This window comes from Bradyrhizobium amphicarpaeae (genome assembly GCF_002266435.3).
Taxonomy (GTDB): domain Bacteria; phylum Pseudomonadota; class Alphaproteobacteria; order Rhizobiales; family Xanthobacteraceae; genus Bradyrhizobium; species Bradyrhizobium amphicarpaeae.
Genome location: NZ_CP029426.2, coordinates 3,219,185 through 3,235,460, shown reverse-complemented (window position 1 = coordinate 3,235,460; position 16,276 = coordinate 3,219,185). Strand labels below are relative to the sequence as shown.

The window sequence follows — 16,276 nt, the reverse complement described above, 5'->3', positions numbered from 1 at the left end:
GAAACCCGATAGAGCACTTCAAAAGGAGAACGAATATGGAAGTCATTTTGCTGGAACGCGTCAACAAGCTCGGCCATATGGGCGAAGTCGTGAAGGTTCGCGACGGCTATGCCCGCAATTTCCTGCTCAAGCGCGGCAAGGCGCTGCGCGCCACCGCCGACAACAAGGCCAAGTACGACGGCATGAAGGCCGATCTCGAGGCCCGCAACCTCGCCTCGAAGGGCGAAGCATCCAAGGTCGCCGAGAAGATCGCGGGCAAGAACATCATCGTGATCCGCCAGGCCTCCGAAGCCGGCCAGCTGTTCGGTTCGGTCAACGTGCGTGACATCGTGGTCGCGTTCGAAGCCGACGGCATCTCGCTGGCTCGCCCGCAGGTCCAGCTCGACGCGCCGATCAAGACCATCGGCAAGCGCTCCATCACCGTCGCCATCCACCCCGAGGTCGAGATCGAGATCACCGTCACGGTCGCGCGCAGCCAGGACGAGGCTGAGCGCATCAACCGCGGCGAGGACATCTCGACCCGCAACGAGGACCGCGACGCGGCCGCCGAGGCGATCGCCGCCGCCGGCGAGTTCTTCGATCCGGAAGCCCAGCAGGACGAAGCCGAGCCGGCGCCGGCTGCGGAAGAGAAGTAAGCCTCGCATTCGTATGCGAAGCGAAACCCGGTCGCCTCAGGCGGCCGGGTTTTTCGTTTTCCCGGCGACGTCCTCGCTCAACATCGCGATCGAGGCCAGCGCCGTTGCCGTGTGCTTCTCGACACCGCCGCTGACGCAGAACACGTCGGCCGCAACCACCGACACCTGGCGGCCCGGCTTGATCACCCTCGCGCGGCAGATCAGCCTCTCGCCGACCGCGGGCGACAGCAGATTGAGCTTGTATTCCGCCGTCAGCGCCGGCTGGCCCCGCGAGGTCGCGGCCGCGATCGTCGTGGCGTTGTCGACCAGGAAGGCGGTGACGCCGCCGTGGAAGAAGCCGTGCTGCTGCAGCAGCTCCGGGCGGCGATCCACGGCAATCGTGCAGGTGCCGCGCGACAAATCCGAAAGCTCGGCGCCGACCAGGCTCATGAAGCCCTGCCGGCCGACATTGGCGTGGATGCGTTCGGCGACGACGGCGAATTCGGGATCTGTTGCGGCATGCATGAGGCCTCTCCTTATGTCTTGTTGATGCGTTGCGGCCGCAACGCACGGCCGGCGCAGGCGATCAGCGTGTCGGCTTCGGCGCGTGGATCGGCGCGGTCGCGTCCCGACAGGAAAGCGCGGCAGAAGATCTGCGCGGGACCGATGAGCTGGCTCATGAACATCACCGGCGTCATCGGCAACAGCTCGCCGTTTGCAACCAGCGGCGCGCGCCAGCGCTCGATGCCCTCGGCGAGCCGTGCATTCTGTGCGCGCTGGGCCTCGCGAACGTCCTCGCCCCACTCGCTCCGCGAAATCTCGAACAAATAGCGCGCCTCGCGCCGGCTGGTCACGACCCAGTCGAGATGCGCCCGGATCAGCCGATCGATGCCCTGCTCCGCATCGGGCACGGGATCGAGCGCGGCCAGCACCGCGGCGTGATAGTGCCGCAACACCTCCAGGAACAACGCACCGGCGAGCTCCTTCTTCGAGCCGAAGACGTGGAAGAAGCTGCCATTGGAGGCGCGCGCCCGCGTGCGGATCGCGGCCACCGTCGCCGCTTCGAAGCCGACGCGGTCGAACACGATCAGCCCGGCTGCCAACAGGTCGTCCCGCACGCTCACCGTCATCGACGCCTCCTGGAGCGCTACTCTAGAGTACTGCTCCAGTGGTGGTCAACATGATGCGGAGGCCGCGATGAACGCGGCCTCCGAATGTCGATCAGAAAACCAGCTGGCTTAGCGCGAGATCGGCGGCGCCGGCGGACCGGAGGACTCGGCCGGCGCGGCAGGCGGGGCTGCGGCGGTCGCGGGCGGAGCCGGCTGCGGCTTGGCCGCCGGTTCGGAGCTGGCCGCAGGCGCGGCCGGCTTGGGAGCAGCCTCTTCCGCCGGTTTGGGTGCGGCCGGCTCGGCAGGCTTCGCGGCGGCCGGTGCAGCCGGCGTCACCGCCGGGACCGGATCGGGCCGCAGCGCCGGAGCCTCGCTGCTGCGGGGCTCGACCTTGGCGCTCTCGGGCTTGGTCTCGGCGGGCTTCTCCGATGCCTTGCTGCTGTCGGGCTTGGCCTCGTCGGGCTTCGGCTCGGGCTTGGACTCCAGCTTGGGCTCGCTCTTCTTCTCTTCAGTGGCCGACGTGGCGGCATCGACCTTCGGGGCTTCTTCGGTGCCGTGCTTCGCGCGGCGCTTGCCCTTGCGTCCTTCGGGCGCAACCTGACCCTCGGGCTTCGTGCCCTCCTCGGCCGGACGTGCGGCGCGCTTCTGGCGCGCACCTTCCGCAGCGGGAGCAGCCTCGCCGTCCGGCTTGGCGGCGTCCTGGGCGCGCGGGCGGCGGCCCTGATGCTCGGGGTTGGAGCTGGCGTCCTTGTCCTTGGCGCCGTCCTTCTTGTCCTTGCCGTCCTTGGCCTGATAGCGCGTGTCGGCCGCGCCGTTGGAGACGAGATAGGAGGCAAGGACGCCCGCCATGTCCGAGCTCGTGGTGTAGTGCTGGCGCAGGAAGCCCGGCAGCGAGCCCGGCGCAACGGACTTCAGAAGTCCGCGCGGGCTCTTGTGACAGGCATTGCAGGTCTGCGCAAAAATCTGGGACGGGGTTTTGCCGGCCTCGAGGTTGGTCGCCTGCGCAAAAACGGTATCGGCCGCGCCGAAGCCGATCAGAAGCAACACCGTCGCGAGGCTGAGCGCTCGGCTCGACATTCCCATCATCTCCATTGAATTCCGAGAGGTGCAGCCGGCCTCGGGCGCGGCGGCGGGTCACCTTTTATCCGATTGAGCCACGAATGGAAGCAGGCACCACGCGCAAGGATGTGATTAAGCGGTTTGCGAATATCGGCTGTGAACTCAGCTCATTAGCGTAGCCGATCCCCCCTCCACAGATTTGAAGGCGCGGCCGGGCCGAGGCTCAAATTGGCTGGTGAATGGATTCTAGTGCCGCAGGGTCGAAATCCGGCAGGAGCGGAAAAGGGCCGTTAACGCCAGTTGCGCCCTCAGCTCGACCAGGATTTCGGGGGCGACAGGCTGGCGACGGATTTCGGGCCGTTCCGCGTGCTCCATGGCCGCAATCAGCCCCGACAGCCAAAGCCGGCTGCCTGCTTCGCTCCGCCATATCTGGTGCCGCGGTTCTGGCCGCATCGCCTGCCTCGTTCCCTGTTGGCGGATCGCGGGGGACAATTCCCTTCTCCGCCTGCCTGTTCCGTTCATACCCCCCGAAAGAATCCGGGGAGATGTGATCCAATTCACATAAGTCTGGTCGGGCCTAGCTTAGACCGTCGCCATGAGCAAAGAGACCCAAACCTCATTCGACGTGCAGGACGACCTCCGCACCGATTACGCCCTGATCGTTACCGGCGTCGGGGCGGCCCTGGTTGCGCTGGTCTACCTCCTGCTGGTCTGAAGGCGAGCCCAAAGCCGCCAGCGTGCGTCATTTCGCGCACTTCTGGATTCGTCTGCGCGCCGATCCATAAGGTTCATGCCATGAGGGCTCAGGCCATAAGGCCCAGGGTTTCAGATTTTTCCATGGCGCGGTCGCGGCCGCTTCCTGGCCCGGGCGAGTTCCGCAAAAGTCCGTCAAGCGCGGCGCGTGCTGCGGGCGTTAATCATCCACCATTTTAACTGAGCGGTTGATAGCGGTCAGCTTTCGCTTCCGCTTTGCACCCGGGCGGCGCTTTATCCCGGCCCCGCATCCGCCCAACAAAATTGCTAAGCACGTCCGACCATGGCCCTGACTGATTCGAACGTCCTCAAACTCGCGCCCGAGCCCGGCACGCCCGCCTATCGGAGCGCGCCGCACAATATCGAGGCGGAACAGAGCCTTCTGGGCGCGATCCTGGTCAACAATGATGCGTTCTACCGTGTCTCCGACTTCCTCGAGCCGAAGCATTATTTCGAGCCGCTGCACCAGACCATCTACGAGACGGCCTCCAGCCTGATCCGGATGGGCAAGATCGCCACGCCCGTGACGCTGAAGACGTTCCTGCCCGCCGACACCGACGTCGGCGGCATGACCATCGGGCAATATCTTGCGCGCCTCGCCGCCGAAGCGACCACCATCATCAACGCCCAGGACTACGGTCGCACCATCTACGACCTGGCGCTGCGCCGCGACCTGATCGGCATCGGTGAGGACATGGTCAATGTCGCCTATGACGCCCCGGTCGATTTCGCGCCGCGGGCGCAGATCGAGGACGCCGAGCGCCGCCTCTACGAACTCGCCGAATCCGGCCGCTATGACGGCGGCTTCCAGAAATTCTCGCAGGCGCTGGCGGTCGCGGTCGATCTCGCCGCAAAGGCGTTCCAGCGCGACGGCAAGCTGTCCGGCATCTCGACGGGCATGCGCGACCTCGACACCAAGATGGGTGGCCTGCAACACTCCGATCTCATCATCGTCGCGGGCCGTCCCGGCATGGGCAAGACGTCGCTGGCGACCAACATCGCCTACAACGTCGCGCAAGCCTATGTTCCGGAACTCCAGGCCGACGGCACCACGAAGGCCGCCAATGGCGGCGTGATCGGCTTCTTCTCCTGCGAAATGTCGGCCGACCAGCTCGCCACGCGTATCGTGGCCGAACGCACCGGCGTGCCCTCCTCCCACATCCGCCGCGGCGGCATCTCGGAAGCCGATTTCGAAAAGATCCGCGAGGTCTCGATCGAGTTGCAATCGCTGCCGTTCTATGTCGACGCGACCGGCGGCTTGTCGATCGCGCAGCTGATGGCGCGCGCGCGCCGGCTGAAGCGGCAGAAGGGCCTCGACCTGCTGGTGATCGACTACATCCAGCTGCTGTCGGGCTCGGGCAAGCGGAGCGACAACCGCGTCCAGGAAATCACCGAGATCACGACCAGCCTGAAGGCGCTGGCGAAGGAACTCAACGTTCCCGTGATCGCGTTGTCGCAGCTGTCACGACAGGTCGAATCCCGCGACGACAAGCGGCCGCAGCTCTCCGACTTGCGTGAATCCGGCTCGATCGAGCAGGACGCCGACGTCGTGCTGTTCGTGTATCGCGAGGAATATTACCTCGCCATGAAGGAGCCGCGCCCGGGCACGCCTGAACACGAGAAGTGGCAGCTCGACATGAGTCTTGCGCACGGAAAGGCCGAGGTCATCATCGGCAAGCAGCGTCACGGCCCGACGGGCACCGTCGACCTGGCCTTCGAAGCCTCGGTCACGCGGTTCGGCGACCTCGCCCCTGACAGTCAGCTCCCGGTTCGCAGCGGCAACGACTACTGAGTTCCTTGAACAGGGCCTGCCTCTTGCGTAAAACGACGCCATGACACTGGCGTCCGATCCGAAAACCATCCCGCAATCCGGCCTTCTCTCCGCGGAGGCCAATCAGGCTGCCGCGCTCGCTGCCTATGGTGGCGTGCTGACCGTCGATCTCGACGCCATCATCGCCAATTGGCGCAAGCTCGAGAAGACCGCGGTGCCGGCCGAATGCTCGGCGGTGATCAAGGCCGACGCCTATGGCTGCGGCGCCGCCGAGGTTGCGCGTGCGCTGAGCAAGGCCGGCTGCAAGACCTTTTTCGTCGCCACCATCGAGGAAGCGCGCAAGGTGCGCGCGGCCGTCCCGGAACCCACGATCTACGTGCTCGGCGGCTATTTCCAGAACACCGGCGAGCACTACGCCAAGATCAATTGCCGTCCCGTCATCGGCGACCTCAACGAGCTCGCCGAATGGGACGTGTTCTGCCGCCGCACCGGCTGGACCGGGGGCGCGGCGATCCATATCGACACCGGCATGAACCGGCTCGGCCTGACCTTATCGGAAGCGCAGGCCATCATCCCCCGCATCAATGCCGGCGATCACGGCATCACGCTGGTGATGAGCCATCTGGTCTCGGCCGAGCAGCTCAACAACCCGGTGAACGCCAGGCAGCTCGCTGCCTTCCGCGGCATCGCCAGCGAATTCTCCGGCGTGCCGGCGGCGCTCGCCAACTCCTCCGGCATCTTCCTCGGCGCGCCCTTCCAGTTCGACCTGGTGCGGCCGGGCGCGGCGCTCTACGGCGTCAACCCGACGCCGGAGGCCGACAATCCGATGCAGCCGGTGGTCGACCTGAAGGCGCGCATCGTCCAGATCCGCACCATCGAGCGCGGCGAGAGCGTCGGCTATGGCGGCACCTGGACCGCGCGGCGGCCGACCAAGCTCGCGATCATCGCGGTCGGTTATGCCGACGGCTATTTCCGCGCCGCCAGCTCCAATGACGGCACCCGCGGTGCCGAAGTCATCGTCGCCGGCAAGCGCTGCCCGGTCGCCGGCCGCGTCTCGATGGATCTGATCGCGATCGACATCACCGATCTGCCGCCGAACGCGGCGCGGCGCGGTCATATGGTGACGCTGCTCGGCGAGGGCATCACCGTCGACGAGCTCGCGCATCATTTCGGCACGATCGGCTATGAGGTGCTGACCAGCCTCGGCCACCGCTACGCCCGCCTCTACAAGGGCGGCAATGTGGAGGAGCCGCTGACGAAGCCGGTTCCGGCGAGCACGGCGGAGCCACCGCCCTCGCCGCCACCGATCGAGCAGCCCGCGGCGCCGCCGCCGCTGCCCACCTAGTCGTCAGCCGCTTACTTCTTCTTCCGGCCGTCGAGCGCCGTCTTGCAGGACACGCTGAGCTGGTCGCGCTTGGCGTCGAGGCAGGCGATGACCTTGCCGCCGCCCGGCGCGATGCCGGCGCAGAATTTGTCATAGTCCGCCTTGCACGCACCGCGCGGATCGGAGGATTGTGCCGAAGCCGCTCCGGAGATCGCGGCAACGACGACGAAAGCAGCAAAGTTCAACTTGGACATTGTATCTCCGGTGTCGGAAGGCAGAAGCGCTAGCTCTACATGAAGATCGCGACATTCAACATCAACAACGTCAACCGCCGCCTGCCCAATCTGTTGGCATGGCTGCGCACGGCGAAGCCCGATGTCGTCGCGCTTCAGGAATTGAAGGCAAGTGATGGCGAATTTCCGGCGGCCGCGATCGAAAAGGCCGGTTATGGCGCAGTGTGGCGCGGACAGAGGACATGGAACGGCGTCGCCATCCTCGCCCGCAATGCGGAGCCCATTCTCACCCACGACCGCTTGCCTGGAAAGCCCGGCGATCTTGAAGCCCGTTACATCGAGGCCGCCGTGCGCGGAATCATCGTCACCAGCATCTATCTGCCGAACGGCAATCCGCAGCCGGGACCGAAATTCGACTACAAGCTCGACTGGTTCGCGCGACTGAAGCGCCACGCCAAGAGCTTCATCAAGCAAGATCTGCCCGTGGTGCTCGCCGGCGACTACAACGTCGCGCCAACCGGGATCGACATCTATCCGACGCGCTCATGGGACAAGGACGCGCTGGTCCAGCCGAAGAGCCGCGCGGCCTATGCCTCGCTGGTCGAGCAAGGCTGGTGCGATGCGATCCGCGAACTGCATCCGGAGCAGCGCATCTACACATTCTGGGACTACAAGCGGAACCGCTGGCCGCGCGATGCGGGACTGCGGCTCGATCATCTCCTGCTGAGCCCTGCCCTGGTCTCACGGCTGACGAAGGCGGGGGTGGACAAGAAGGTCCGCGGCGAAGAAGGCGCGAGCGATCATGCGCCGGCCTGGGTCGTGTTGAAATAAGCCAGGTGCCGACCGGCATCCAGCCTTTGTCGTGCGCCTGCTTGCGGAAGAGAAACGTGAAAAACAACCCCATGCACAGTAGCCGCCCTCAATCGATTCAATGACTTAGCCCCCATCGAATCTGGCCTCCAGGTGCGATGGTCGCGGGCGAGCCCTTCAGGCCGATCCTTCGTCGGGAATATTGAGAAGGGTGCCACACGCCTTGCAATGCACGGCGTCGGCATCGTGCCTCTGCAGCCCGCAAGCCGGACACGGAAATCGCACCTTGTTGGGGCTGAGGAGGGCGCGGGCAAGATTGAAGAACAGGGTGACGCCGAAGATCATGATCACGACGGTGATGAGACGGCCAAGCGTGCCTGGCAGGGTGATGTCGCCGAAGCCGGTGGTCGTCAGCGCCGTGACCGTGAAGTACAGCGCATCTGCATAATTATGAATCTGATCGTTCCGAAACTTCTGCGTCTCGTAGACGATACCGGTCATGACGAAGATGAAAACCGCAAGGTTGGTGACGGCGAAGATGACCTCTTCGTTGCGACGAAAGAACGAAGAATCGAGGCGGAGCCTCGCCAGCATCTGATAGTCGCGAAGCAACCCCAACGTCCGCAGGATCCGGAGAAAGCCGCCCGCCTCGCCGGCAAGCGGTGCCAGGAAAGATACGATCGCCACCATGTCAGCCCAGGTCGCGACCTGACGGAACTTCCGAAAGGGATGCCGGCCGACCAGCAGTCGCGCCGAGAAGTCGGCAAGCAGAATCATGCCGAACAAAACGTCGAGCGTCTCGATGATCTCGCTAGGGTGCAGGAAGGAGGTGGCGATGATGAACAGCACCGTCACGATATCGAAGGCGAGCAACGCATAGCGGAAGCGCACGCCGCTCGGCGTTGCGCCCTCGTACAGGCTGCGGACATCGCTTCTCAGAGACGTGAGGGTCACGGCATCATGATCGCGGTTTGCACGGGCGATTGCAACTGCGGAGCGCGTACCTCGCTCGGCGCCGCTATCGACCGAGCCGGACGATGATGTTACCCGGGGAAAGGTCTCCTGCTTCCACCGGCCCTGCCCGCCAAAGGCATTCGCCTGCCACCAGCTCAGGCAGCGGCAGCGCGTGATCGGCAAAATTGGCGACAATCTGCAACGTTTGTCCCCTCTTTGTCTGCCAGCGAACATTGAGTCCGCCCTGACGCGGATCACCGCCGAGCAACTCACGCTGCGCCGAAACGAAACCCTGTTCGATCAGCGGCACGATCTTCTCGCGCCGGATCGTCAGCAACCGCGACGTCAAATCTCGAAACTGCGCGCAGACGGGAGAACGATCGATCTCGTTCCAGTCAAGCTTCGATGCCTGAAAAGTCCTCTCGTCGCACGGATCCGGAATGCTGCTGCGCGTTTCAGGTGTCGAGAATGCCTTGAAGTGCGAAAACTCCTTGCGCCGGCCCTCCCGGGTCGACTCGGCCGCTTCTCCCGTCCAGTCTGCGAAGAACAGGAACGGCGATTCGACAGCCGCTTCCTCGCCCATGAACAGCATGGGAATGTGCGGATTGAGCAGGACCAGCGCCATCGCCTGGCGAAGCTTCTCCGGGCTGACCAGTTTCGAAAGTCGCTCACCCAAGGCCCGGTTGCCGATCTGGTCGTGGTTCTGTGCGAAGAAGATGGTGGCTTCCGGCGGCAGATGGGCGCTCGGCTCGCCGCGAGGCCCGTTGTGAAGCGCGAAGACCTCCCCTTGATAAGCAAATCCTTCGGTGAGCGATCGCGCAAGATGCTCGAGCGGCTTGTCCGCAAACGCGTGGTAATATCCTTCGTCTTCGCCCGTCAGCAGGACATGAAGCGCATTGTGGAAGTCGTCACCCCACTGGGCGTCGTAATGTCTCGAGCGTCCCTTCGTACGATCCAGTAGGTCCGCCTGATTGGCCTCATTCTCCAGCATCAGATGCACGCGACGATCAGGCAATTTGTGGCGGATGGTCTCGGCGAGCTCGGCGAGAAAATGCTGATCGGAATCGTCCTTCAGCGCGTGAACGGCATCGAAGCGCAACCCGTCGAAGCCGTAGTCGCGCAGCCACATCAGCGCGTTCTCGATCAGGAATTGGCGCACGAAGGCACCGTCGCGTCCCTCAAGATTGACGGCAGGCCCCCAGCCGGTGGTATGGCGCTTGGTGAAAAAGCTCTCGGCATAGCTGTGCAGATAATTCAACTGCGGCCCGAAGTGGTTATAGACCACGTCGAGATAGACCATGATGTCCAGGGCGTGAGCTGCCCGCAACAGCCTCTTCAGATCCTGCGGCCGGCCGTAGCGCGCATTCGGCGCATTCAGCAGCACGCCGTCATAGCCCCAATTATGTCGGCCGGGGACATCGTTGATCGGCATCAACTCAATGGCGGTGATGCCGAGATCGCGCAGATAGGGCAAGCGCTTCTCGACACCCTCATACGTCCCGTCTTCGCTGAAGGCGCCGACATGCAACTCGTAGATCACCGCGTCCGCCCACGGGCGACCCGGATAAAGCGCGGCATCGCGTAGCGCCGCCGTGTTGATCACCTCGCTCGGCTCACCGACATCATCAGGCTGGAAGAACGAGGCGGGATCGGGGACGACCAGGTCCTCGTTGATCCTGAACTGATAGCGCGTGCCGGCATGCGCGGTCGGGCTGAGGAGTTGGTACCAGCCATCATCATCGCGCGGCATACGCTGCGGCGGTCGGTTGGCCTCGAGCAGTTCCACCGAGCGAGCCGTCGGTGCCCACAAATTGAAGCTGACCCCATGGTCGGCGATGTGAGCACCGTGGCGCCGCACCTGGCCGGCTATTCCCAGTCTCTGTATCAAATCCGTCCGCCTTGGTTCGCGTTTAGGACGCCCGCGGACGAGTAAGCGGGCGTGCCTGCATTCGTTCCTTGCAGCGGGCGGGATTGCGTCACGGCGTCCCTATCGGATCAGCTCAAGAACCAGGACACGCGCCGCCAAGGCTCGCTTGTGTACAGTTTTGTACCAACCCATCAAAAAGCTCAGCATCGAACAGAGCTTAGGAACTTTTGCTGCGCCGCAGAATTTGAGCAGCAGCGTTTCGCTGATGAAGCGCGTTTGGAATGCAAAGATGGTTGGCAAAGACCACTATTGTCCCTTCGCCGGGCGAGCCTAGCGAATGCGGATACTGTTCGCGACACCCGAAGTCTCAGACTTTATTCAAGTGGGCGGCCTTGCCGCCGTCTCAGCGGCCCTGCCGCGCGCTTTGCGTGATTTTGCTGACGTACGCGTCATCATCCCAGGCTATCCGGCGGTCCTGCGCGGCTTGAGCGATCTCAAGACCGTGGGTCGATGCCAGCCCTTTGCTGCCCTGCCGGCATTCGAGATCAATCTCGGCCATACCGTGGACGGCCTGACCTACTATGTCGTCCGCTGCCCGGAACTCTACGAGCGAGACGGCACGCCCTATGGCGACAGCCGCGGGGCGGACTGGTCCGACAACAATGTCAGGTTCGCGACCTTCTCCTATGCCGCCGCTCAGCTCGCCATGGGATTGGTCGACAAAGAATGGGCGGCCGATCTCGTCCATGCCAACGACTGGCAATGCGCGCTGATCCCCGGCTATCTGGAATGGCATTACGCGCACATCCCGACCGTCTTCACGATCCACAACCTGGCCTATCAGGGCGTGTTCGACCGCAGCTCGCTGGCCCCGCTCGGTATCCCCGAGGCGAGCTTCAACATCGACGGTGTCGAATTCTACAACCGGCTGTCCTTCATCAAGGCAGGGCTCGTTTATGCCTCGCACCTGACGACGGTCAGCCAGACCTATGCACGGGAGATCACGACTGCCGAGTTCGGCTGTGGCCTCGAAGGTGTCCTGCAGCAAAGGGCCAACCGCAACCAGCTTTCCGGCATTCTCAACGGCATCGACGAAACCTGGGACCCGAGGACCTGCTCGTCGCTGCTCCAGCCGTTCGGGGCGGGCGACTGGGCCGAGCGCGCGCTGAACGCGGACGATGTCAGGGACCAGTTCGGGCTGGCGGTTTCGCGCGGCCCTCTGTTCGCGCTCGTGGCGCGCCTTGTTCACCAAAAGGGCGTCGATCTCGTGATCGAAAGCGCACAGGCCATCGTCGATGCCGGCGGCCAGATCGTCGTCACCGGCAAGGGCGAGCCGCGGTTCGAAGAGGCCCTGCTCGAGGCGCAGACACGATCGCCGCGATCCATTGCCGTCAAGATCGGCTTCGACGACGTCGAGGCGCGGAAGATCTTCGCGGGCAGCGATTTTACCTTGATGCCCTCGCGCTTCGAGCCGTGCGGACTGAGCCAGATGTATGCCCAGCGTTTCGGGTCGCTGCCGATCGGCCACCGCACCGGCGGCCTCGCCGAGACCATCGTCGACGGCGAGACCGGCTTCCTGTTCGATCATGTCTCGGCGCCGGGATTCCTGGGCAGCCTCTGCCGGGCCTTCTCGACGTTCGGCATGAAGGATCGCCTCGATCACATGCGCAGAGCCGCCATGGCCCAGGCCTTCAGCTGGAACCAGTCGGCAAAATCCTACGCCGCGCTCTACAGATCATCGATCTAAGCCCGCATTGGGGGACGACAATGAAGATCGCACAAATCGCTCCGCTGGCGGAAAGCTGCCCTCCGCGGCTTTACGGCGGGACCGAACGGATCGTCTCCCATCTGACCGAAGAACTGGTGCGGCAGGGGCACGAGGTCACGCTGTTCGCGAGCGGAGATTCGATCACGTCCGCCAAGTTGGTGCCGTGCTCGAAGATGGCCCTGCGTCTCGATCCCGGAGTCAGGGACATGACGCCGCATCACGTCATGATGCTCGATCAGGTCGCGCGGCGTGCGGACGAGTTCGACGTCCTTCATTTTCACATCGACCACCTGCACTATCCGCTGATGCGGCCCCACCGCGATCGGATTCTCACGACGTTGCATGGGCGGCTCGACCTTCCCGATCTTTTGCCGTTCTACTCCGCCTTCCCCGAGCCTGCGCTGGTCTCGATCTCGAATGCGCAGCGTCGGCCAATGCCGCCGGTTAACTGGCTGGACACCGTGCTTCATGGACTGCCCGAGAACGTCCTGCCCTATCGGCAAGTGCCTTCCGGCGACTATCTTGCGTTCCTGGGACGGATCTCGCCGGAAAAGGGCCCGGACAAAGCGATCGAGATCGCGGCCAGGGCCGGCGTCCCGCTCAAGATGGCGGCCAAGATCGACGCTGCCGATCAACGCTATTGGGATCAAGTCATCGGACCGATGGTCGCGGCTCATCCAAATGTCGAGTTCATCGGCGAAATCAACGAAGTCCAGAAGGCCGATTTCCTCGGCAATGCCCGTGCGCTGCTGTTTCCGATCTGCTGGCCGGAGCCGTTCGGCCTGGTCATGATCGAAGCGATGGCTTGCGGGACGCCTGTGATCGCTTTCGCCCATGGCTCGGTCCCGGAGGTCATCGACCATGGCATCAGCGGATTCGTCGTCAACTCCGTGGACGAGGCCGTCGCGGCAGCGAATGCGGTTGGCACGCTGAACCGCCATGCGATCCGCGCGCAGTTCGAGCAACGCTTTACCGCCGAGCGGATGGCGAAGGACTATCTCGCCGCCTATCGCCGCTTACCGGCGCTCCGGCAGTCATCCCAGCTCGATGTGCGCGCAATGCCTGCAATCGAAGATACGATCCGGATGCCGATACCTTCCGTCGGCCTGGAGTTGGGCGGAGTAAGCCCAGGCTGACGCCGTTGGCCGGGTGCAGGAACGGAATCATCGGGCAACGGTTACGACCACACACAGGAGTTGCCGCCATGCGCCGCTCGATACCGAAACCCATCCGCAACAAGCTCGACCTGACCGACCGCGCTCAGACGCGCCTCGTCAGAAAACGGTTGAGCCTGTCCGACGCCGAGCTGGCCGCAATCGTCGAGCGGACCGGCAATTCGATCTCTGCGATCAGCAAGGAAGCCGCCAAGCAGCGTGCCACCGCGCTGCCAAAGCCGGCCGACGTGCCGCCCGCGGCAGTGATCGCCTCGGTCACGGCCACCGAACAGGCCGCAACTGACATACCTGTAACAGCGCCGACATCCTGACCGGATTGTCATTGGGGGGCAGACATGGACCAAAAGACGCATCCGGACGACGCCCTGACGCGGGCGGCATCGAGCCTGCGCCGATCACGGATCACCGAGGGCAAGCCGTTCCCGCTCGGCGCCACCTGGGACGGCCTTGGCGTCAATTTCGCATTGTTCTCGGCCCATGCCACCAAGGTCGAGCTCTGCCTGTTCGACGACGACGGTGAGACCGAACTCGAGCGGATCGAGCTTCCGGAATACACCGATGAAGTCTGGCACGGCTATCTGCCCGCTGCGCGGCCCGGCACCGTCTACGGCTATCGCGTCCATGGGCCCTATGAGCCTGACGTCGGACACCGCTTCAATCCCAACAAGCTCCTGCTCGACCCCTATGCCAAGCAGCTCATCGGACAGTTGCGCTGGGGACCCGAGCTGTTCGGGTACCAGCTCGATCACGCCGACAAGGACCTCTCCTTCGACGAGCGGGACAGCGCAAGGCTCGTGCAGAAGTGCCGCGTCATCGACCCCGCCTTCACCTGGGGCGCGGCCCGCAAGCCCGAAGTGCCGTGGGAGCGCACGATCGTCTACGAGATGCACGTCAAGGGTTTTACGCAGCTGCATCCGCTGGTGCCGGAGGCGGACCGCGGCACCTTTTCGGGCCTCGCGCATTCGGAAGTCCCCGCCTATCTGCGCTCGCTCGGCATCACGAGCGCCGAGCTGCTGCCGATCCATGCCTTCGTCGACGACAGCTATCTGGTCGAGAAGGGCCTGCGCAATTACTGGGGCTACAACTCCCTCGCCTTCTTCGCGCCGGAGCCGCGCTACCTGAAGACGCCGTTCGCGAACGAATTCAAGGAAATGGTCAACCAGTTCCACGCCCATGGCATCGAGATCATCCTGGACGTCGTCTACAATCACACGGCCGAAGGCAACGAGCTCGGACCGACGCTGTCGTTCAAGGGCATCGACAACGCCAGCTATTACCGTTTGCTGCCGGACCAGAAGCGCTACTACATCAACGATACCGGCACCGGCAACACCGTGAACCTGTCGCACCCGCGGGTGCTGCAGCTGGTGGCGGATTCCCTGCGCTATTGGGCAACCGACATGCGGGTCGACGGCTTCCGCTTCGACCTCGCCACGATTCTGGCGCGCGAGCCCTACGGCTTCGACGAAGGCGGCGGCTTCCTCGACGCCTGCCGTCAGGATCCCGTGCTGTCCAGCGTCAAGCTGTTCGCAGAGCCCTGGGACATAGGCCCCGGCGGGTACCAGGTCGGCCAGTTTCCGCCGGGCTGGGCCGAGTGGAACGACAAGTTCAGGGACACCGCGCGCGCGTTCTGGAAAGGCGACGCAGGCACGCTCGCGGACTTCGCCAAGCGGGTGTCGGGGTCCGGCGATCTCTTCAACAAGCGCGGACGGCGGCCCTGGGCCAGCGTCAACTTCGTCACGGCGCATGACGGCTTCAACCTCAACGATCTCGTCTCGTACAACGACAAGCACAACGAGGCCAACGGCGAGGACAATCGCGACGGTCACAGCAACAACCATTCCTGGAATTGCGGAGCCGAAGGACCGACGGACGATCCCGAGATCATCGCGCTGCGCGAACGCCAGAAGCGCAACTTGCTGGCGACGATGCTGCTGTCTCACGGCACGCCGATGCTGCTCGCCGGCGACGAGTTCGGGCATACCCAGAACGGCAACAACAATGCCTATGCCCAGGACAACGAGACCACCTGGCTCAATTGGATGGGCATCACGGCCAACGGCCGCGGCCTTCGTGAATTCACGCGCAAGCTGATCGCGACGCGCAAGGCCTTCCCGATCCTCTATCGCAGCCGGTTTCTGGTCGGCTCCCACAATGAAGAGCTCGACGTCAAGGACGTTACCTGGCTGTCGCCTTCCGGCGAGGAAATGACCAACGCGCAATGGCAGGACGGCAACGCCAAATGCTTCGGCATGCTGCTCGACGGACGCGCCCAGGAGACCGGCATCAAGCGGCGCGGCTCGGACGCGACGATGCTGCTGGTCTACAACGCCCATTACGACGTCGTGAACTTCACGCTTCCGCCCGTCATCGACGGCAGCCGCTGGCAGGGGCTGATCGATACCAATCAGCCGGAGATCCAGATGCCTGCATTCGAGCTCGGACACGCTTACGCGGTGACGGGACGATCGCTCGTTGTCTTCGGCCTTGCCACCGAGAACGCGGCCACCCGTCGCCTGCGACAAGGTCTCGGCGCCCTGCTGGATATCGTGGAAGCGCCGCTGCCGAGCTAGCGGCCAGCCTCCCGCACAAGCACAGCGGGGCACGCGGCCCCGCTCATGTCGTCAGGATGAATCCGGTCCCCTCTCGGGGAGCGCAGAGGTTGGCCATTTCAGCGATGGACGACCTGAAATCCGAAAACAACCCCATGCACAGTAGCCGACCCTAGTTGTTTCAATGCCTTAGCCAGGCATCGAAAGAGCCGCCGCGGCGCTATCCCGACGGCGATCTGACCCTCTTGACCTTCGCGCTCTGGTTAGCATACTGGTCTGACCAAGAT

14 protein-coding genes are annotated in these 16,276 nt (G+C 64.0%); 8 read left to right on the top strand and 6 right to left on the bottom strand.

Annotated features, from left to right (window positions below):
• Window positions 1-35: 35 nt before the first annotated feature.
• Window positions 36-635 carry a 50S ribosomal protein L9 gene (gene rplI, locus CIT40_RS14840; RefSeq protein WP_094896671.1) on the top strand — a complete coding sequence of 200 codons (600 nt, stop codon included), beginning with the start codon at window positions 36-38 and terminating at the stop codon, window positions 633-635.
• Window positions 636-671: 36 nt separating this feature from the next.
• On the opposite strand, the gene CIT40_RS14835 is transcribed toward rplI, so the two are convergent.
• From CIT40_RS14835 to CIT40_RS14825, 3 genes are all read right to left on the bottom strand, one after another.
• Complete coding sequence (locus CIT40_RS14835) at window positions 672-1,139, bottom strand: PaaI family thioesterase (RefSeq protein WP_094896670.1); 468 nt, start codon at window positions 1,137-1,139, stop codon at window positions 672-674.
• Between the two features lie 11 nt (window positions 1,140-1,150).
• On the bottom strand, window positions 1,151-1,744 hold the full coding sequence (locus tag CIT40_RS14830; protein ID WP_094896669.1) for a TetR/AcrR family transcriptional regulator: 594 nt from the start codon (window positions 1,742-1,744) through the stop codon (window positions 1,151-1,153).
• 108 nt (window positions 1,745-1,852) lie between these two features.
• Window positions 1,853-2,800: a hypothetical protein gene (locus CIT40_RS14825; protein WP_162307494.1), complete on the bottom strand. Its 948-nt coding sequence runs from the start codon at window positions 2,798-2,800 to the stop codon at window positions 1,853-1,855.
• Between the two features lie 1,018 nt (window positions 2,801-3,818).
• On the opposite strand from CIT40_RS14825, the gene CIT40_RS14820 reads away from it, so the two are divergent.
• A complete protein-coding gene (locus tag CIT40_RS14820) occupies window positions 3,819-5,327 on the top strand; it encodes a replicative DNA helicase (RefSeq protein WP_094896668.1) in 1,509 nt (502 codons plus the stop codon).
• 40 nt (window positions 5,328-5,367) lie between these two features.
• Window positions 5,368-6,651 (top strand): alanine racemase, encoded by a 1,284-nt coding sequence (alr, locus tag CIT40_RS14815; RefSeq protein ID WP_094896667.1) that lies wholly within the window; start codon window positions 5,368-5,370, stop codon window positions 6,649-6,651.
• A gap of 11 nt (window positions 6,652-6,662) precedes the next feature.
• Here alr and CIT40_RS14810 read toward each other — a convergent pair whose 3' ends face one another.
• Window positions 6,663-6,884 (bottom strand): cysteine rich repeat-containing protein, encoded by a 222-nt coding sequence (locus tag CIT40_RS14810; RefSeq protein ID WP_094896666.1) that lies wholly within the window; start codon window positions 6,882-6,884, stop codon window positions 6,663-6,665.
• A 39-nt stretch (window positions 6,885-6,923) separates the two neighbouring features.
• Between CIT40_RS14810 and CIT40_RS14805 the strand changes: the two genes are divergently transcribed.
• Window positions 6,924-7,694, top strand: a complete 771-nt coding sequence (locus CIT40_RS14805; RefSeq protein ID WP_094896665.1) for an exodeoxyribonuclease III — start codon at window positions 6,924-6,926, stop codon at window positions 7,692-7,694.
• A 156-nt stretch (window positions 7,695-7,850) separates the two neighbouring features.
• Here CIT40_RS14805 and CIT40_RS14800 read toward each other — a convergent pair whose 3' ends face one another.
• Both CIT40_RS14800 and treZ read right to left on the bottom strand, forming a co-directional pair.
• Entirely contained in the window at window positions 7,851-8,627 is a 777-nt protein-coding gene (locus CIT40_RS14800; RefSeq protein ID WP_094896664.1) for a potassium channel family protein, read from the bottom strand.
• A 64-nt stretch (window positions 8,628-8,691) separates the two neighbouring features.
• Window positions 8,692-10,497 carry a malto-oligosyltrehalose trehalohydrolase gene (gene treZ / locus CIT40_RS14795; RefSeq protein WP_094896777.1) on the bottom strand — a complete coding sequence of 602 codons (1,806 nt, stop codon included), beginning with the start codon at window positions 10,495-10,497 and terminating at the stop codon, window positions 8,692-8,694.
• Between the two features lie 334 nt (window positions 10,498-10,831).
• Here treZ and glgA point away from each other — a divergent pair, with 334 nt between their 5' ends.
• The 4 genes from glgA (at window position 10,832) to glgX (ending at window position 16,010) form a co-directional block, all read left to right on the top strand.
• Window positions 10,832-12,241 carry a glycogen synthase GlgA gene (gene glgA / locus CIT40_RS14790; RefSeq protein ID WP_094896663.1) on the top strand — a complete coding sequence of 470 codons (1,410 nt, stop codon included), beginning with the start codon at window positions 10,832-10,834 and terminating at the stop codon, window positions 12,239-12,241.
• 20 nt (window positions 12,242-12,261) lie between these two features.
• Entirely contained in the window at window positions 12,262-13,398 is a 1,137-nt protein-coding gene (locus CIT40_RS14785) for a glycosyltransferase family 4 protein (RefSeq protein WP_094896662.1), read from the top strand.
• A 68-nt stretch (window positions 13,399-13,466) separates the two neighbouring features.
• Complete coding sequence (locus CIT40_RS14780) at window positions 13,467-13,748, top strand: DUF3606 domain-containing protein (RefSeq protein WP_094896661.1); 282 nt, start codon at window positions 13,467-13,469, stop codon at window positions 13,746-13,748.
• Between the two features lie 24 nt (window positions 13,749-13,772).
• On the top strand, window positions 13,773-16,010 hold the full coding sequence (gene glgX, locus CIT40_RS14775) for a glycogen debranching protein GlgX (RefSeq protein WP_094896660.1): 2,238 nt from the start codon (window positions 13,773-13,775) through the stop codon (window positions 16,008-16,010).
• Window positions 16,011-16,276: the final 266 nt, after the last annotated feature.